Genomic DNA, 19,280 nt, shown 5'->3' with positions numbered 1-19,280 from the left:
TGCATGGAAACCTCTACCTTTCATCGTCTCCGTGAATTGATTGCCATCCTCGAAGACCTTTCGGGCGATGATGCACAAGCATTTTTAGATAAAATATCAAGCGAAGAACCCGAAATCGGTGGAGAGTTACGCATGATCTGGCAAAAAATGTGTGAGCCAGAATTACCCTTAGATCGCTTGATTGCGCATACACCCCTCCTCCATGAATGGGCTTTTGAACAACCCCACGCCGACCTTTCTGGCCGGATTTTTGGACATTATATGCTCAAAGTCTGGATTGGGGAAGGAGGAATGGGTGAGGTTTATCTGGCAGAACGGATAGATAAAAAAGAACTGATCGCTGCGGTCAAGGTGCTTCGATTAGGGGCCCCTGCGATCCGGCGTCAGTTCGAACAAGAGCAAAATATCTTGGCGGGACTAAGACACCCTGGAATTGCCTATTTTTTAGATAGTGGAACGACACACGATGGGATTTCTTATTTGGTTATGGAATATGTGGAAGGAATTCCAATAACCGAGTATTGTAATTGTTTCCAACTTACGATTGATGCACGATTGGCCTATTTTGCAGAAATTTCTGCGATTGTACAATATGCACATAAGCATTTGGTCGTCCATCGAGATCTTAAACCATCCAATATATTGGTAACACCAGAAGGAAGACTAAAGCTATTAGATTTTGGGATTGCAAAATTGCTCCAACCTACCTCTAACCGCGTAAAAACACAGCTACACTTTCTTACGCCCGATTATGCGAGCCCAGAACAGTTATTGGGCGAGGCCATTACTACGTCGTCTGATGTGTATAGTTTGGGCGTTTTGCTCTATGAGCTATTGGTACAAGTGAGGCCCTATAACTTTGAGCATAAAAATCTGGGACAAATCTTGGAGGTCATTCAAAATAGCCCACTCAAATTGCCGAGTGTATACTTAGAAGCGGCATCGGAAGCCATTGGACTTTCTGTTGCTCAATCACGTCAGACGACCGTGGTATCTCTGATCCGAAGGCTGCAAGGGGACTTGGATATGATTGTCCGCAAGGCATTGGCAACAGATCCAAACGAACGGTATCCCTCAGCCGAAGCCTTGATGCAAGACGTTCGGTTGTTTCTGATGAATAAGCCCATTGGCGCGAGAAAACCAACTTTCTCCTATAAAGCGCTAAAATTCTATGACCGCAATAAACGACTGGTGGTTAGTGGTGTACTGGCTGCTTTGGTTTTATTATCTGGCATTACTGCGATTATCGTTCAACAAATGGAAAATTGGCGACAAACCCAACGTTCGGAAGAGTTGGCCATTTTCTTAGAGAATATACTGCTCGGTCAGAGCTATGAAGGACAACAAACGGTGCAGTTAGACTCTCTAAGAGCACGGCAACTGATTCAGCTTGGGTGGCAAAGAATGGAAGATCGATTGAGGCAGCAGCCCGAGATGCAGGTACGTATCCTAACAGCCCTATCGGAATTGGCTTCCTCGAACGAATTTTGGATTACGGCGGATACACTGGCACAACATGCGGTCAGGAAAAGTGCATTTGCCAGAAATTCACCAAAACTGTTTATCCGAACCTATTTGCAGGCTGCTTTTGCCGCGACAAATTTGTCAAAAACCCTAGTATCAAATAAATACCTTGAAACTGCTGGAGATGTATTAAACCAGATAAGTCCTGTTGACCATAAAATGCGGGCCCGTGTGATGACGGCACGTGCCCGAAACGATTTGTTGGAAGGAGAGACAGAGACCGCCAAGACAATGTTACAGACTGCTTTAGAAATCGTGAAACCCTTTCAAGACCATAATTCTTATATCATTCGAGGTGAAATTTACCGACAACTTGGCCGTCGGGATGCCATGGAAGATAAAATTGGGGGTTCAACCAACCACTATAAAGAATCCTTGATGGCTTTCCAACTGGCCTATGGCCGCCAACACCCTAAAGTACTACAAGCCATGACAGACCTGAGCCGGATGTTGAACTTGGACCGGCGCGAGAAAGATGCCGAGTACTTGCTCCGAGAGGCGAGAATCAATGCGCGGGCTTCGCGGTCTGAGTTGCCATGGATACAAGCCATGATTGATGTTGAACTGGCGAACAGTATGTATGGCCAAAACCGCCTCGAAGAAGCGACTTCGTACTTGGTGGCTGCCGAAAATGCGCTTGGGAAACAATATCCGCACCTCCAAAAGTTGCAAATTCATTTATCCGTCGCACAGCGCTTGGCAGGGTTGTATTCCCAAACAGGAAAAACGGAAGAATACCGAGCCATTCTTTCGGTTGCATCCCGCCTTGCCCGAGACTTGGTGACCAATACAACCCAGTTGTTCGAGCCCGGCCATGTGCAGCGTGTACAGGCCTGTATCTCGCTATCGGATGTTTTGCGGGTGAATGGCGCCTACCCAGACGCCATTTCCAACTTAAAACAATGTACTCGGGTATTGCAACGCCAACGAACTTCCCAATACCTGACTTCTCTTGCCCGCATCCGGTTGGCAGACCTGTATATACTGAATCGCGACTTCGGTGCGGCCGATGCTGAACTCTCCTTAGCCCGAAAATCCGAAGAAACAAATAATACTACGTTCCATCCAAGTATCTGGGGCGAACTCAGAAGTGTAGAAGGATGGCTGGCTTGGCAAAGGAATCAAACTGGGCAAGCCCTTCTTAAGAGTGGTTACGAGATGCTTCTTGAGACAAGAGGGATCACAAATCCTGCTACACAAGAAGCATTGCGTCGGGTAGAGGTCTCGAACGGGCAAAAAAACCTTCCTTAACAAAGGTTTAATAACCCGAATTTAAGAAATCAGGTTTGGTTAAACCCCTACTTCATTGTATCTTTCGGATGCCCGTTTCACCCAAGTCCTTTAGTGCGAAGATGAATATTTGTGTTTTCTGTGCGTCTAGCGAGACCATTGCCGAAGCGTATAAAACCATCGCACGGCAATTTGGGTACGCCATTGCACAGCGGGGCCATACATTGGTATATGGCGGCGGAAATGTAGGGCTGATGGGAGAATTAGCAAGGGCCGTACATCAGGAAAACGGCCATGTCATAGGGGTTATTCCGGAATCCCTAAAACTAAAGGAGCGGGCCTATACACATGCCGACCGTTTGGTGGTGACACCAGATATGCGGGCACGTAAAGCTGCAATGGATGAATTGGCGGATGTTTTTGTGGCGCTTCCAGGTGGATTTGGGACGCTCGAAGAAGTGACAGAGGCGATTACAGCTCGTTATTTAGGGTTCCACCATAAGCCCATTTTTTTCCTGAACACACGCCAGTTTTATAATCCATTGTTTGAATTATTCGCCCATTTTTCACGGGAAGGGTTCTCTCAACCCCAACATGATGTGGCATTTGAGGCAGTGGAAACCCTCGACGAGCTCTGGACAAGGTTGAAACATTAAACGTTCTAACATCGGTTTCACTCTTTTAGGAAGAGGTTATTGATGCCTTGGGCATCCGTATATCGGTTGCGAATATTAAACCCTCACGATAAATATCCCTAAACATTATGGCTCAGGATGTTATGGCGGATACCGTTAGCCTCCCCTCATTCCGTGATTATACCGTAATCGCACGGTTAGGACTTGGAGGCTTCGGCACTGTTTACAAGGCACAACACAATTACACCAAACAACTTAGGGCAATTAAAATCCTTCCGCCAGGTATTCAGAACGAAGCGGTTACCCTTAAACAGTTTCAGGACGAAGCACAGGCAATGGGGGCTTTTGACCACCCACACATTGTAAAAATCTATCACGCTGGAATCGAAAACGGTTTCCCCTTTTTGGACATGGAGTTTATAGAGGGAGAAAGCGTACATGAATTGATTCAAGAACAAGTTGCCTCCGGCGAGAAGCCCATGCCTGTAGGCGAAGTGATTCGGCTGGCGCGGGAAATGGCCGATGCCCTTCGGTATATTCATACCCAAAACTTGATCCACCGCGACATTAAACCGCAAAATATCATGCGGCGCGGAACCGATAAGGTGTTTAAACTTACGGATTTTGGGATCGCGTTTGAATCCAAACTTTCCACCCGTTCTACCGACTTTGCGGGTACTGCCGAATACATGAGCCCCGAACAGATAGAGGGTGATCAACTGTTTCCGCAGACCGATATTTACAGTCTGGGCGTTGTCCTTTATGAAAGCCTGATTGGCAGGCCGCCGTTTCGTTCTGAAGGCACCAATTTTGCCTCCCGATTGCGATTACAACAACAAATCTTGGAAAAAGCACCCCTTAAGGTACACGACTTTAATACCGATGCGCCGGATTGGTTTGCAGACATTGTGATGCGCTGCCTCGAGAAAAAAGCAACCAATCGCTTTAGTTCGGCACAGGAATTAATGGATTCCATAGATACGGGCATTCTGACGGATAAGTCGGTCGCAGATATGCGTCTTTCCGATGCCGAGCGGTTGGTCAAGGAAAATCGCTACGAAGAAGCGGTTCCAGTTTTCCAAGATGCAAAGCGTTTATATGTGAAGTTGAGCACCTATCTGGCTGTGAGCGGTATGGGAGATACCGTCCGGAGCCTCATCCGTCAGTGCGATGAGCGGTTAGAGTTCTTGTCGGAGCGTGGACAAAAAGTACGTAGCTTGCGCGAACGTGGTACCCAATTGATGGGCATCCAAGATTATAAAGGGGCGATTCCCTTTTACCAAGAAGTTTTAGGCATCTACGAGAACGACTTAGACGCTCTCAAACAAATTAAGCGGTGCGAAGATGGAATCCGGGAACAGGAAGCACTTCGTCAGTCAAAAATAGACCTACTTCGTAAACAAGCAGAAGGGGCCCAAAAAGAATTACGCCTGCGTGAAGCACGGCAATATTGGCTTGAATTGGCCAATGTAGCACCAGAATTTGCTTCGGAAGCAAATCAGAAAGCCCAAGCCATCCAAGATGAACTGAGTCGTTATTGGAAAACCCACTTTGATAAAGAACGGGAAGCCGATAATTTGGTGGCAGAAGCCCAACAAAAAGGGTTCAACGAAGCTTACCATAAGCGCATCGTCGAGTTGTACAAAGAAGCACAGCACTTTGCAGAACGTGGCTACGAAGGGGACGCCAATGTGTATCGGAAACGGAACAATGCTCTGCAGGAAAAAGTGGGGGCTGCCAATCAACTCCTGACGGATTTCCGGAGAATGATTCAGGAAACCCGTTCCGAGGCAGACCGCTTGTTTGCGGGTGGTCGGTATATAGAGGCAAAAAAACGTTATCAGCAGTTGCTCGCACAATCGCCGGGTGATAAATCGCTTCAGGAACGAATTGTGGATTGCACGAATGGCGAAATCCGGGACCTTCGTGAAAAAGCAGGTTTGTTGTTTGCCGAAGAAAACTATGAAAAAGCTGCAACGCTCTATCGTGGATTGATTGAACTCAAACCAAACGACCCGGAGGCCAAACAACGTCTTGTAGAATGCGAAAACTTTATTCGCATCAATAATCAAGTGCGTGAACTCCAAAGTCAACAGGTCAGCCTTCTTATTCAGACAGGGGACCAACTGGCATCGGTAAGTTCCTATAAGGCTGCTTTGGATAAATATAATCAGGCACTGGCCATTCAGCCAGAACACGAAGGGTTACGTGCAAAGATAGAGAGCATCACTCCATTGGTGCAACCTTCTTCGGGACAATCCCGCAGCCTTTTTGGCGGACTTATGCGGTCCACTCCCAAACCCGCTCCTGTGCCCAAGCCTGTTGTTGCGCCCAAACCAACCCCGGTACCACCCTCGAAGCCGCAACCCGTGGTTGCCAAGCCAGAACCTGTGGTTTCGGCACCAGAACCTGTGATACCGACACCAGAACCTGTGATACCGACACCAGAACCTGTGATACCGAAACGGGAATCAAACTCGGCCCCGCTCAACAAGGCAGCCTCCGAATCGGTAGCAACTGCCTCCAAAGACGCTTCAGCACCACTTCCGGCCTCTGCTAAGACAATCGAGACGCCGTCTAAGTCATCCGCCAAACCGCTTTCGGCGTCCTCAAAACCCGCTCTAGCAGCCAAGCCAAGCGCTGCACCGAAAGCAGCTACCAAGCCCCAGCCAGTAGTCAAACAGCAAGCTGCTTCCGAAAAGCCTAAAAAAGCCTTTAGTGAGCCCAAACCGATTGTTCCTGATGTCATAGACCAAGAGGAGAGTGGGTCCAATCGTTGGATTTTAATCGGGGCGGCAGGAATTTTGCTAATTGGTCTGATCTATATTGTCGTTATGGATCCATTTGGATGGATGGGGAATAAGCCCGTCCCCAATCAGGTGGAAGTGATCAGTGATACCGAGTTTAAGAACAGTGCAGGCATCGAATTGGTAAAAATTCCTGCGGGTGCTTTCACGATGGGAGATCCGAATGGTGATGAAGATGCTCGGCCTGACCACGAAGTGAACATTACGCAGCCGTTTTGGATTAGCAAATACGAAGTGACTTCAAAAGTTTTTAAACGATTTCAGGCTGATACAGGCTATCGTACCGAGGCCGAACAAGCCGAAAGTTGTCAGGTGTATCAGAACGGAGAGTGGGTTGAAGATAATACTGGCACATGGAAAGGGTTTATGAGTGGCGATGATCGTCCGGCGGTATGCGTCAGCTGGAATGATGCCCAAGCATTTGTCAACTGGCTGAATGCCAAAGAAGGAACCACTGCCTATCGCCTACCAACCGAAGCGGAGTGGGAATATGTTGCACGGGCCGGCGCAAGTACCCGCTATGCCTTTGGTAGTTCGCCCGAGATATTGGCAGACTATGCCTGGTATTCTGAAAATGCAGGTAATCAGCCACAAATAGTTGGTAAAAAACGCGCTAATGCTTGGAATGTGCATGATATGCATGGAAATGTTTATGAGTGGGTGAGTGACTGGTATAATGAGACCTATTACCAAGCTTCCCCGAAACAAGATCCTCAAGGACCCAGTGGGGGAAGCGATCGGGTTTTGCGGGGAGGGTCTTGGGCATACGACGCAGATGCATTGATTGTTAGCTACCGAAACAGCGATGTACCCACCAAACGCAACACCAATATTGGTTTCCGGATTGTAAAGACACAATAACCACGAAGCCTTTGGTGTTTCACTGGCTTTCAGGATAAATCGAAATACCTTCACGACTGTTTGGAAGAAATAAATCCATCACCAAACCTTCTTCCAGCGAATTGATTGACTCCCTATGAAGCAAACTAAAAAGTTGGTCATTGCCTGCTTGCTGATTGGCATCTTGGTTTTTGTACCTGCCTCTTGGGCGCAGAAAAAGCCTTCTGGTTCTAAGCCCGTCAGTAAGCCAGCAACCACCCCGGCAAGACCCAATACGACCCCAGCGCGGCCAACCCCAACGCCCGCACCCAACCGAAACACGCCCGCTGCGCGACCAGTAACTGCCCCTGCGACTTCTCGTCCCGAAGCAGCTACATCTACAACGGAGACACCTACGGCCAATCGCACGGTAAATGAACGTACACTTACCATTAATGCGGTGGAATCCTGTGAGATTCGAATCAATGGTGGGCCTGCGATTGCGATTGAGGCTGGAAAACCACAGGTGGTTACCTTGCAACGCCAGAATAATGATGTACAAGTGATTGTTCCCGGAATGAACTTTTCTTGGACACAACGTGCACCACGGGTAAATCCGGGGAAAAATGTGGATTGGGAACTGGATATGTCCCGTCTTTATGCAGAACGGCTTCGTCGCTTAGACGAACAGCGTATCCTCGCCGAAGAAACCCTTCGTCGTCAGCAACGGGTAGCTGATAGCCTTTTACAGGTACAACGAAATGCCCAACCAACAGCTACCAATACACCCGTACCACCTCCGTCCAATACACAAACTTCTGCCAATAACACGGTTTTGGAACCACCCCGGCAGCCCGAAGTAAATCCTACTAATACGGCTTCTGTAACGAGCCCGCAACGGTTGTTGCCGCCTGTAGAGCGGGTAACGGTGAACCCGCCCGTGAATCCTGTTCCTGGGCAGACATGGGAGAATTCCTTGGCCTCACCAATGGTTTGGGTCCCTGCAGGTGTGTTTCGAATGGGAGGGAATGCCTCTTTCGATCAACGTCCGGTGCATCCAGTTGATCTTGCAAGAGGAGTCTGGATGAACAAGTTTGAAGTGACACAAGCCGAATGGGAGGCGGTGATGGGAAGTAATCCGAGTTTCTTTAAAGATCCTAAAAAGCCAATTGAGAATGTTTCTTATGAAGAGGTTCAGCTTTTTATTGCACGCCTGAATGAACGTGAAGGCACGACAACATACCGTCTTCCAACCGAAGCAGAGTGGGAATACGGGGCGCGAGCGGGGTCTTCGCGGGCTTTTGCATGGGGCAACGATGTGGAAAAGGGTCGGGCCAATTGTAAAAACTGTGGTTCCCGTTTCGATGGGAAGGAAACAGCACCTGTTGGTAGTTTCTTCCCCAATGCCTTTGGTCTGTATGATGTTCATGGCAACGTTTCTGAGTGGGTTCAGGATTGGTACAGCGAGGAGTATTACAAACTTCCCGAAGCCTCCAGAGACCCGATTGGGCCTCAATCGGGCACGGCACGGGTAATTCGCGGCGGGTCGTTTGATTTACCCGGTGATGAACTGCGGGTTTTTGTCCGAGGTTCTGCACCACCCATGTATAAGTCTGGTAACTTAGGATTCCGGCTGGTGAAGGTCATCAATTGATTTGATAAAAAGGCAGTGGTTTGATCCCTGCCTTTCTGCTTTTTCCTATGCGAATGCTTCTTTCTGTTAATCTTGAATACATTTTGTGATGACAGCTCGGCCGGGTTACTGCATTTAATCGCTGCGTAGTATGACAAAGCCCTACCCAGCCGCACGGAAGCATTAGATATTTGTAAAGTATAAAAAGCGCGTCTAAATTGGGAGCATTACACGCACAAAACATTTCATCATGAAACGGCTTTTGCTATTAAGTAACTCCCGCAGTCTAAACGAGAAACCATTCCAGTGGGCGGCAGACACAATCTGCGATTTTTTTGGGACAACTGTTCATGAACTGCTGTTCATTCCCTATGCGGGTGTTACGCTGAGTTGGGATAACTATACCGATTGGGTAAAAGAAGCACTTGCTCCGTTGGGTTATCGGGTTTCAGGACTCCATACGCAGGATGACCCACATTTGGCCATTCAACACGCAGCGGCATTGATCGTTGGGGGTGGAAATACCTTTCATCTGCTTTACCATCTTTATCAAAACAACTTGATCAACACCATCCGTGAACGTGTATTGGGTGGAGTACCCTATATGGGTTGGAGTGCAGGAGGCAATGTGACGTGCCCAACACTCCAAACCACGAACGATATGCCCATCATAATGCCGCCCCGTTTTGATGCCCTCAACTTGATCCCATTTCAGATCAACCCCCATTATACGGCATTACATCCGTCAGGGTATATGGGGGAAACCCGAGACGACCGAATCAAGGAATTTATTGAGGTGAACCGCGCTGTAAAGGTGGTAGGATTGCCGGAAGGATGTCTTTTCCGAATTGAGGGCGACGAAATCCATATGCAAGGCGAATACGATGTGCGGATTTTTCAATATGGAGCCGAAATCAGAGACTTAAACGCCAACGCGGATTTCGCCTTTTTGCTTGAACCGGAATAAAAAAACCGCCTCACAGGACGTAAGGCGGTTTATCAAACGCTTATAGATGCGGCTTATTCTTCGTCATTGTCCCAACGACGGGGTGGACGAGCCGATGCATCACGGCGTGGCGGACGGTCACTGCCAAAATCGCGACGTGGCGGGCGGTCACCAAAATCACGGCGTGGGCGATCACCAAAATCGCGGCGCGGCGGACGGTCACCAAAATCACGGCGAGGGCCACCACCGCCTTCGCGGCGCTGAAATCCACCCGGACGCTCTTCGCGTGGACGTGCTTCGTTTACGCGGAGGTCGCGGCCTCCTAGGTCTGCTCCGTTGAGGGCCTCCATTGCGGCCTTTGCTTCGTCGTCATCGGGCATTTCTACAAACCCAAATCCACGGGATTGTCCCGTCTCGCGGTCTTTAATGACAGCGGTGTGCTTCACGTAACCATATTCCGAAAACGTGGCTCGCAGATCTTCTGCAGATGTTTCGCCAGACAGGTTACCAACAAAAATGTTCATAAAACAATACGTAAATAAATATGGAGTATAGAGATTTTAAACTGCACGGGCGACCACTGGATTGGAGGTCTTGTCACAAAAGCGAGCGTGGACTTTTAGAGACAAGACATGAAGCAGTATTCGACGATGCAAACTCATTAATGCCTTAATATACACCATCGCCGGGGCAATACCTAAATTCTTTTTTAGGGGCAGACTAATTTTTAAATAGAAAAAATATATATTAAGTTGTTTTTGTAACGTAAAATTAATATCTCAGATTTAAATTTTAGAGAAGAAATTCTTGTGTATGCATTTGGATTTGAAAGATTTACGAATTGGTTCACATAGTTGAGATGAAACCGTACCGTCTGTATGGCGTATTTTGTGCATACAAAACTACATGCTGGTATTGCACATGAAAAGGAACAGACTCCGTTACATATCCCTTTTGCCCCTTGCAATGGTGGTCTGGTTATTGGGGGTTGCGGTCATGATTTATACATATGCTTCCGAGCACGACGAAAAAGTGGCGGATGCAGCAGTGGTTTTGGGTGCTGCTGCCTGGTACAACCGCCCGTCGCCGGTACTTCGTGAGCGGATCAATCATGCGATCCGTCTTTTTCAGAGTGGTCAGGTTTCGGTACTGGTTTTTACAGGTGGAAAAGGAAAAGGAGCACCAATGGCCGAGTCGGAAGTCGCACGCCGATATGCTATTCAGCAAGGGGTTCCCGCGTCACAAATCCACATAGAAACGGTTTCTCAGACCACTTGGGAGAATGTGCGAGAAGCCACACGGCTCACAAGGGAACTTGGCCTGAAGCGGCTTTTATTGGTCAGCGATCCTTTTCACATGAAAAGAGCCATGCGTATGGGGCGAGATGCTGGTATGGATGTGTATCCTGCGCCTACGCCCTCTTCCCGATACAAAACATGGGATACTAAATTTGATTTCCTACTCCGGGAAGTGTATTATTACTCCGCCTATGTGTTGGCTGGGGTCACGACGAACCGTTAAGACAGCAGTTACTGTGTTATATTCATCCCAAATAGAGGTAAAATACCATGAGAGCCATTCTGATTTTATTGCTGTTAGCAGGAGTCGGATGCGAGCGTCCGAAAGGTACACAAGCCGAATCTGGCCGTAGTGCTACCACACAAGAGACAACAACAGTGCCTGTAACCCAAATGACAAACGAAAAAGGCGTCCGTAACTTGGTTATCGAGCGACAGAATCCTGTTTTACCCACAGGGGTGCAGGTGTCGGGCAAACCTGTTTCCGTAGCAACTTGGAGAGATGATGCTGGCGAACATGTACTGGTACAAAGTACCCGCAAGGAAAATGGTAAAGATGACTATCGTTCTGCTTATTTATACGGTAATCATTTTCTCAAATCGGGGGCATCATATACGCAACAGTGGAAAATCCAAGATTTTGTCCGAGATTGTCCTGTGGATATAACATTGGAGTTCGCTTCGGATTCTCCCAAAGTGGAGGACTTAGATGGTGACGGCACTGCCGAAACCATGTTGCTCTACAGCCAAGCTTGCAAAGGGGATGTGAGCCCTAATGATCTGAAACTATTGTTGCATAAGGGCCAAACAAAGTATGGGATACGCGGAACACAGGGGCTGAATATTCAGGGCAAATTGGCCGAGAAGCCCGTTATGCAAATAGATCCTTTGCTTAAAAAAGCACCAGTTGCCCTACAAAATGCAGCGTTAAATTGGTGGAAGGCCAACGAGGTGCTGCATTTTTGAACTTGAAGGAACCATTTCGGAGACAAAACGTCTTTGGAAGTGACTCGTTTGAAGTTTGTAGCAGTACAGCTTATCTATCTGAAATGTGATATTATATGCGTTTCGTTTTGTTATTAATGCTTTTTGCCTCTGTTGTATATGCACAAGATGGCGTTGGTGCAGGCCGGAAAGGAAATACGCGCTATACCGAGAAAAAATATACCGAAGCAACACAGTATTATCGGCAAGGTATTTCGGTGATGAAGCCCACCCCATCTAGAGACCTTTCTGCTTTGTACAACAATCTTGGTAGTAGCCTTTATCGTCAAAAGCAGTTTGCGCAAGCCGACGAAGCGTTTGGTCGTGCTATGCTGGCTTCCACGGAGAAAGGGGACTTTAGCCGTGCAGCATATAACCGAGGCAATGCTGCTATGGGGGCACAAAAGACCGAGGAAGCACTTGAGGCTTACCGACAGGCCATGTTGGCAGATCCAAACAATGCCGATGCGCGGTACAATTATGAAATAGCCCGTCGGCAACTTCAAAAAAAAGGGGGGAGCAAGCAAAACAAGGATCCGCAAAAGCAACAACAAGATCAGAATCCGCAAAATAAAGAACAACAGAACCAAGACCAAAACCAGCAAAATAAAGAACAACAGCGAAATCAGAATCCGCAAAACAAGGATCCGCAAAAGCAGCAGCAAGATCAAAATCAACAAAACAAGGATCAGCAGCAACAAAATAGCGATCAGCAAAAGCCTGAACAGCCTCAGCCGGCCAAGCCGGATAAAAAAGTAAATCCGGAACAAGCCCGACAGATCTTGGAGGCGATGAAAAACGATGAGCAGCGGCTGCTGCAACAATTACGCAGACGTCCCGCACAACCTTCGACCATCGAAAAGGATTGGTAATCATCACATGATGCGACCCAAAATCACCTTGATTGGCGTCTTTCTGTTGTTACCGATGCTGTTTGGTTTTCGGGTGGTTGCACAGCGGATTAGCGTGACGGCTAGTGTAAGCGATAATACGGTTGCCATGAATGAATCAGTGGTGTACACCGTAGAAATTCGTTCCACCTCTGGACCTTTGCCCAATATTTACAATCCACAAGCGCCTGATGCACAGGGGTTAGAACTTCTCCACGACAATGCTTCGACGGGCAGAAAGAGTATTTTTGCAAATGGTCAGATGACCCAAACCTATACCTACACGTGGTTTTATCGGCCACTCAGAGAAGGGGAGGTTTCTATTGGTCGCACGACAGTGGTTATTGGTAAAGAAACCCTGACCACCTCTCCCATTTATGTACGGATTGTGGGTACGGGGAAAAAGCCTAATGCCCCTAGTTTCCGTTCGAAGAGTTTATTTGATGACCCTTTTGCCAAAGATCCGCAGAATAGTGTGCAGGCTCCTACGGCACCGGAAGTTTCAAAACAAGATGTCTTTATTCGCGCCATCCCCAGTTCCACAAATATTTTGCAAGGCGAACAAATGTTCATTGCCTATTACCTCTTTGCGCGGAGAGGGGTCGAAATTCGGAACAGCCGTCTTTCGGATTCGTGGGATGCCGAGGGGTTTTGGCGCGAAGAACTGAATGCGGAGGCAAATACCGAGTTGGAGACTATTGGGGGCGAGGCGTTTCGGAAAATCCTGATCAAACGGGTTGCTGTGTTTCCGACGCGTACTGGCAAGCTAACGGTGGACCCCTTAAAAGTGCAGGCCGATGTTTCCATGATTCGGATGGACGACCCTTTTGATGCGTTTTTGGGTGGTAGTGTAGGGCCTTCGCAGAATATCACCATTGCTTCCGAGCCACTCATCATAACGGTGCGAGTTTTGCCCTCCAATGCGCCACAGGGCTTTGCTGGGGCGGTCGGGCGGCTAAACATGACGGCAAAATTAGACAAAGAACGAGTGGAGGTAGGTTCTCCCGTAATACTCACGGTTATGATTGGCGGAAGCGGAAATATTGCGACGCTGGCCACACCGCAGATCAATGTACCTGAAGTAGTGGAAAAGTACGATCCTGAAGTGAGTAGCGAGATAGACCGTTCCGTGCAAGTTTATGGAAATAAGACTTTTCGATTTACTTTGATCCCACGAGAAAATGGGCAACATACCATACCAGCCTTCACCTTTTCGTATTTTGATCTGCTTTCCAATAGCTATAAAACCATCACCGCAGGGCCATTTAAATTTACTGCTACTGGAACGGCACAAGCCCTTACATCGGGCAAAAAGGTCTTTCCTGTAAACGATATTGCAGCCATTCTGCCTCAATCGGGCACATGGATTACCCGTACTTCCACGCCATTGCATCGTCAGTGGTGGCCCTTAGGGGTCTTTTTATTGCCCATTGCAGGACTCTTGGCCTTAGTGTATTATCGTCGTCTTTCCGATCGGATGCAAACCGATGTGGCTTTTGCCCGCACCCGGACCGCACAGTCCGAAGCCCGAAAACATTTGCACGTTGCCCAAAATTTGATGGAACAAGGCCAGCCAAAGGCGTTCTACGACGAAGTTGCACGTGCGGTAACTGGATTTTTGGGAGATCGGCTGAATATTCCGGAAAAAGGAATGTTGCGCATGGCATTATTGGAAAAAATGACAGAAGCAGGTATGGAATCGGGGTTGTGCGCGGATATAGATCGCTTATTGGACACTTCCGATGCAGTCCGTTTTTCGCCTGTATTACCTACGCCGGAAATGATGCGCTCTTCTCTTGAAGAGGCGGTTTCGCTTATTGAACGCATTGAAGCGTTTTATAAATTGGAGCGCAAGAAAAAATAACATGTGCCCTAACGTAAAATTAGTCTTGCGTCTATTGGTAGCTGTGGGGTGTCTTGAGACCATAAGCTGGCAAACAGGATATGCCCAACAAACGCCTTCCGTACTTTTTGAGGCCGGAAATCGTGCTTATGGGGCGACAAATTATGATACAGCCATACAAGAATACGAAAAAGCCGTTGCCCAAGGTGGGATCAGTCACGCGTTGTATTACAATCTGGCCAGTGCCCATTATCGCAGAGGCCATATCGGGAAATCTATATTGTATTATGAAAAGGCCTTAGCACTGTCCCCGTTTGATGCCCGAACGCGACATAGTTTGGCGATTGCACAGAAGAAAATGCAAACCGCCATTCCACAATTACCTTTGTCCCCCCTACAAAGCTTATGGCAATATATCTGTTTTCAATTGGGTAGTTGGGGGCTTTTTGGTATTGCACTATGTCTGTATGTTGTGGTTATTGGACTTGTGGCACATTGGATTTGGTTTAAAGGACAAATGGCTTGGCGGCGACGTGCCCTATTGCTGTCTGCGCCTTTGGCTCTGATTTTTTTGGTGATGGCATATATTGCGTCTGTCCAAACTTTGTCGGATCATAAAGCGGTTGTGTTGGAAAAGCAGGTGGAGTTGCGGCAGGAACCTTCGGAGCAAGCACGTAAAATCCGGACCATAACCGAGGGCATTACGCTCGAAGTCATTTCGGAAAGTCGGGGATGGCGTGAGGTACGTCTTCCAAATGGAGATGTGGGGTGGGTGTCCCGAAAAGGCTTGGGCGATGTATAAACCCATTGCATAGTGGTTTAGGTATTGATGCTGTTCATTCGTATATTCAAAAAAAACATTATGCTGTGGAGATAATATCTTTTTTTCACCCAAATCCATAACCATATGAATCCAAACATGGGATCCACCGATCGGATTATCCGAATTGTGGTTGCGGTTATTTTTGCTGCACTTTATCTGACAGGAACCATTACGGGCACCGTAGGCATTATTCTACTGGTTCTGGCAGTGGTATTTGTGCTGACCAGCGTTGTCCGCTTCTGTCCGTTATACCTACCCCTTGGTATCAAGACCAATAAAACAGGTTGACGATACTGCTTGCTTAATTTAGAAACGCCCGGTCTTCTGGCTTTAGAAGTCGGGCGTTTTGATAGTTGGAACGTTTTTAAAAAGAGTGACTGAGTTGAAGCGTGGCCTGAATTTCTCGGAACGATTGGGCGGATGTACCGTTTCCGCTGTTTTGTGCGCTACTGAGTCCTCGTACCATCAACTGGATCCGGTCTTTCCAAGGCAAGAGCCAAGCTGTGTTTAGGGTAATCCCTCGTTGTTGTCCAGTGATGTTTTGGTTGCCCGTTGTTGCCTCTAAGGCCGTTATTTCGCTTCGATTTCCAGACCACGATGCGCCCAAATTAACGGTAACTTTCTCTCTCAAGGCCGAAAAACCATAATTCGCCTGAATGCCGGAGGCGGTGGTTGCCACTTGTGGTACATCACTTCGCAGATAATTGCCCGTAAGCCCCAATGTGCGTTTTTGGGGTAGGCTTAAGCTATAGGTCAGGGTACCATTTAGGTTTTTAGTATCTGTTTGGAGGGCTGTCCTTAGGTCTCGCATAGATTGAAGCGATGCGTTAAGCATCAGATTATGGCCTATTTCACCCTTTTGGAGCGTAATGGTAGGCGAAAACATGAAGGTACGCACTTCCTGACGTGCACTTTGAAGGTTATCGGCATCGGTTCCGATATTGTTGCTTTGGTCATATGCACCAGAAAGCGAAAGCCACTCCGAGACTTGTGCCACCAAATTACCACCCCACTGAGAACGGTTGGTGGTGAGGTTTCGTGTATTGTTCAGGTTGTTTCGGCGGCTTTGATAGTTAAACCGGGCTTGTATTTTCTGTCCCCAAAGCCGTATTTGTGGAGCAATCCTGAACGATGCCTGATCGTCGCGCATCTGAGAAAGCCCCATTGTCTCGAAGCCTTGTTCTACGCGCTCATAACCGCCTTGTAGCCGAAAAGCTTTTAAACTGAGTTGAAGAGCACCTTCCCCAGCATATGCCAGTTGTGTAGTGGCGGGCAAGGGGAGCAAACCAAAAAAAGCGGCATCGCGGGTCGGAGCATTGGCCGCATTACGGTTACGGTTAAAAACAGATGCCGTTAGGCTGCCATCCAACTTTAGCTTGCCCTTGAAGAGAGCAAGACCGGCCTGAGGAGCCAAAACGTAGTTTTCCGCCGGGATGGGGGCTTGTTCAATACCCTGAAACACAATTCCCTTGTCGCGGCCATAAAGCCCGGAAACGCTAAAAAAAGATTGCCCTTTTCGGCCATATCCCAGCCTCGCCCCTCCAACGTTTTGTCCGATCGCCTCGCCTCGGAAGGCATCTTCTGTGGTGGCGGTGGTAGCACGTTTAGATTGTCCGCCCGTGACCATCAAGTCGAATTTCCCCGGAGCAAATCCAATCAGACCACCCCGCACCACTACGCCATTCAGGCTATATTTAGAAAGAGTTGGTGTGACGCCGCCTACGCCAACAGTCAACGATTTGTACTGGGTATTGAAGGCTAAACGATTAATACTCTGCCGAATTTTGGATTCGTCGGTGGAATAAAGCAGGTTAATTCCCGTTTTTAACCCGAAAAGATCGGCAGTCAGATTCGCATTGGCCCGGCCTAGTAATGGAGCACGTCGGTTCTCAATGCCGGAAGCAGCATACGCTTCTCCGGATACTCCTAATGTACCCCCTATTTTAAGGCCTTTAAATACCTGAATGCCTTGTGCCCGCATGGTCTCTGATGAACACAAAAGCATCACCAATAGAAACCAAATGCCCATACGCCGATGTGTTTGCATAGCAGAATGGAATTTTCGAAAAGTAATGGTGGGGTGTCCCCCTTTTATTAACAGCAGATGGATTGCAACAAATGCGGTACTGATCTGAAAAGAAACCCTTCAAAACACGACGCTAATAAAAAAGCTTGGTTTGATAGGACGCTCAATACAAGCTACAAAATGATAGGATAAAAAACAACCTCCTTTAGGCCCATTCGTCTGAATGGCAAACAAAGGTTTCCAATAACTTGATGCGGGAAGAGAACAATGTTAAACCGAGATATTCCAAACCCATTGGTCTCCACCCGCCGCAAGCTGTTTGTACGTATTCCAATGGCAGTACAATCCAAAAGATGGAAACAATCAATCCGTTCGAAAATTTTTATGGGAAGAGATTTGGATACACCCCTTGTAATAGGACAAGAAATGGGTTTATTTTTATTACCCCTGCCAAGTGTTTGTATTTGTTTAAATTAATCCCATCTGCTTCCACTAAATACTTCGCACAAGCTGTATGATTTTCCAAATGATTGTTCCGAAGGAGCCATTAGGTGACTTTGTGGAATCTATCTTATATTACAAAGACTTCCACCCCACCCATCAAATAGACCGTTTTTTACCAGATGGGAATGTAAACCTTCTAATCGAATTGACGGGCAAGCCCCAACCAATTTACGATAACCAGTCGTTGAAAATCCTTCAGACGTGTACAAAAACATGGTTTTCAGGTATTCGTACACAGCCCATCTCCATTCCATCGGGTTTTGATATCGAAATGGTGGTGGTCACTTTCCGGAAGGGGCGGGCTTACCCGTTTACGGACATGCCACTCCACGAGCTGACAGATAAGGTGGTGGAGGCAGATTTGGTGTTGGGCAACCATATCTTGTCTCTTCGAGAAGCACTTCTCGAGGTTCCTGACCCGTTGAAAAAGCTTAAAGCCGTAGAAGATTTTTTAAAGTACCGCTTCCGGCGCCGCTTTGTGCCAAATGAATGCATTCATTTTGCGGTTAGGTCGGTTCTTTCTCTGCCTGAACCCCTTACTTTGGAGCGGCTTTCGCAAAAAGTAGGGTATTCGCAAAAGCACCTGATTAAGCTGTTTAAAGACCATGTAGGGCTTACGCCTAAGGCTTTCATGAAGGTATCGCGCTTCCAGCAAATCATTCATCAGATAGAACAAAGCAGTACCATCCATTGGGCCGAGTTGGCATTAGATACTGGGTACTATGATCAGGCGCATTTTATCCACGACTTCCGGCATTTTTCCGGTTTTACGCCAGCGCAATATCTGGCCCTGAAGCGCGATATGCTTAATTACGTTCCGGTGGGCTGAGGTAAATTTTTTACAATATTGCTTGCAAGGGTATGCCGTAAACTGATCCCTGTATTCCTTACCTAAAACCACAATACAATGGGAGAAGTTTACTTAAGCCATTTGGCCATATTGGTCAGTGCGATTTCTAATCTTGTTTTTGGTGCCATTTGGTACTCTAAGGCCATGTTTTATGAGGCATGGAGAACGGAGAGCGAGCTAAGTGAAGAGCAGATAAATCGCACGAATTTTCTAAAAATCTATGGATTGGTGTTCTTGGTTGCATGGATGATGAGCTATAACCTTACATTTTTTTAGGAGATGCCCATACCAATGCGGCTTGGGGTGCAACAGCAGGTTTTTTGGCCGGATTCGGGTTTGCGGCTCTTGGCTTTGTGGTTATAGGACTTTTTGAACAGCGGTCTTGGCGGTATATTTTGATCAATGGTGGCTACCTTGCGGTTTGGTTCACCCTGATTGGTTTTATTATCGGGGGATGGCGTTGAATAA

16 protein-coding genes are annotated in these 19,280 nt (G+C 47.6%); 14 read left to right on the top strand and 2 right to left on the bottom strand.

Annotated elements, in window-relative coordinates; genetic code table 11:
• The first annotated feature begins 3 nt into the window (after window positions 1–3).
• The 5 genes from JNN12_12750 to pepE all read left to right on the top strand — a co-directional run bounded on the left by JNN12_12750 (window position 4) and on the right by pepE (window position 9,615).
• On the top strand, window positions 4–2,775 hold the full coding sequence (locus JNN12_12750; GenBank protein MBL7979201.1) for a serine/threonine protein kinase: 2,772 nt from the start codon (window positions 4–6) through the stop codon (window positions 2,773–2,775).
• 101 nt (window positions 2,776–2,876) lie between these two features.
• Entirely contained in the window at window positions 2,877–3,410 is a 534-nt protein-coding gene (locus JNN12_12745) for a TIGR00730 family Rossman fold protein (protein MBL7979200.1), read from the top strand.
• 107 nt (window positions 3,411–3,517) lie between these two features.
• Window positions 3,518–7,057 carry an SUMF1/EgtB/PvdO family nonheme iron enzyme gene (locus JNN12_12740; protein ID MBL7979199.1) on the top strand — a complete coding sequence of 1,180 codons (3,540 nt, stop codon included), beginning with the start codon at window positions 3,518–3,520 and terminating at the stop codon, window positions 7,055–7,057.
• 115 nt (window positions 7,058–7,172) lie between these two features.
• Window positions 7,173–8,669, top strand: a complete 1,497-nt coding sequence (locus JNN12_12735) for an SUMF1/EgtB/PvdO family nonheme iron enzyme (protein MBL7979198.1) — start codon at window positions 7,173–7,175, stop codon at window positions 8,667–8,669.
• Between the two features lie 229 nt (window positions 8,670–8,898).
• On the top strand, window positions 8,899–9,615 hold the full coding sequence (gene pepE / locus JNN12_12730; GenBank protein ID MBL7979197.1) for a dipeptidase PepE: 717 nt from the start codon (window positions 8,899–8,901) through the stop codon (window positions 9,613–9,615).
• A 53-nt stretch (window positions 9,616–9,668) separates the two neighbouring features.
• Here the strand turns inward: pepE and JNN12_12725 are convergent, their stop codons facing one another.
• Window positions 9,669–10,118, bottom strand: coding sequence for an RNA-binding protein (locus tag JNN12_12725; protein ID MBL7979196.1), 450 nt, complete (start codon window positions 10,116–10,118; stop codon window positions 9,669–9,671).
• A gap of 397 nt (window positions 10,119–10,515) precedes the next feature.
• Here JNN12_12725 and JNN12_12720 point away from each other — a divergent pair, with 397 nt between their 5' ends.
• The 6 genes from JNN12_12720 (at window position 10,516) to JNN12_12695 (ending at window position 15,720) form a co-directional block, all read left to right on the top strand.
• Window positions 10,516–11,115, top strand: coding sequence for a YdcF family protein (locus JNN12_12720; protein ID MBL7979195.1), 600 nt, complete (start codon window positions 10,516–10,518; stop codon window positions 11,113–11,115).
• Window positions 11,116–11,162: 47 nt separating this feature from the next.
• A complete protein-coding gene (locus JNN12_12715) occupies window positions 11,163–11,858 on the top strand; it encodes a hypothetical protein (protein MBL7979194.1) in 696 nt (231 codons plus the stop codon).
• 95 nt (window positions 11,859–11,953) lie between these two features.
• Window positions 11,954–12,748: a tetratricopeptide repeat protein gene (locus JNN12_12710; protein ID MBL7979193.1), complete on the top strand. Its 795-nt coding sequence runs from the start codon at window positions 11,954–11,956 to the stop codon at window positions 12,746–12,748.
• Window positions 12,749–12,755: 7 nt separating this feature from the next.
• Window positions 12,756–14,630 carry a protein BatD gene (locus tag JNN12_12705; GenBank protein MBL7979192.1) on the top strand — a complete coding sequence of 625 codons (1,875 nt, stop codon included), beginning with the start codon at window positions 12,756–12,758 and terminating at the stop codon, window positions 14,628–14,630.
• Window position 14,631: 1 nt separating this feature from the next.
• Entirely contained in the window at window positions 14,632–15,411 is a 780-nt protein-coding gene (locus JNN12_12700) for a tetratricopeptide repeat protein (GenBank protein MBL7979191.1), read from the top strand.
• Between the two features lie 105 nt (window positions 15,412–15,516).
• Window positions 15,517–15,720, top strand: coding sequence for a DUF2892 domain-containing protein (locus JNN12_12695; protein ID MBL7979190.1), 204 nt, complete (start codon window positions 15,517–15,519; stop codon window positions 15,718–15,720).
• Window positions 15,721–15,796: 76 nt separating this feature from the next.
• On the opposite strand, the gene JNN12_12690 is transcribed toward JNN12_12695, so the two are convergent.
• Entirely contained in the window at window positions 15,797–17,461 is a 1,665-nt protein-coding gene (locus JNN12_12690; protein MBL7979189.1) for a hypothetical protein, read from the bottom strand.
• A gap of 511 nt (window positions 17,462–17,972) precedes the next feature.
• Here JNN12_12690 and JNN12_12685 point away from each other — a divergent pair.
• The 3 genes from JNN12_12685 (at window position 17,973) to JNN12_12675 (ending at window position 19,276) form a co-directional block, all read left to right on the top strand.
• Window positions 17,973–18,791, top strand: a complete 819-nt coding sequence (locus JNN12_12685; protein MBL7979188.1) for a helix-turn-helix transcriptional regulator — start codon at window positions 17,973–17,975, stop codon at window positions 18,789–18,791.
• A 78-nt stretch (window positions 18,792–18,869) separates the two neighbouring features.
• Window positions 18,870–19,088 (top strand): DUF1761 domain-containing protein, encoded by a 219-nt coding sequence (locus JNN12_12680; protein ID MBL7979187.1) that lies wholly within the window; start codon window positions 18,870–18,872, stop codon window positions 19,086–19,088.
• A 44-nt stretch (window positions 19,089–19,132) separates the two neighbouring features.
• Window positions 19,133–19,276, top strand: coding sequence for a DUF1761 family protein (locus tag JNN12_12675; GenBank protein MBL7979186.1), 144 nt, complete (start codon window positions 19,133–19,135; stop codon window positions 19,274–19,276).
• The last annotated feature ends 4 nt before the right edge of the window (window positions 19,277–19,280 follow it).

It is taken from the genome of Bacteroidetes Order II. bacterium (assembly GCA_016788705.1).
GTDB lineage: Bacteria > Bacteroidota > Rhodothermia > Rhodothermales > UBA2364 > UBA2364.
This window is presented reverse-complemented; position numbering and strand designations above follow the sequence as displayed.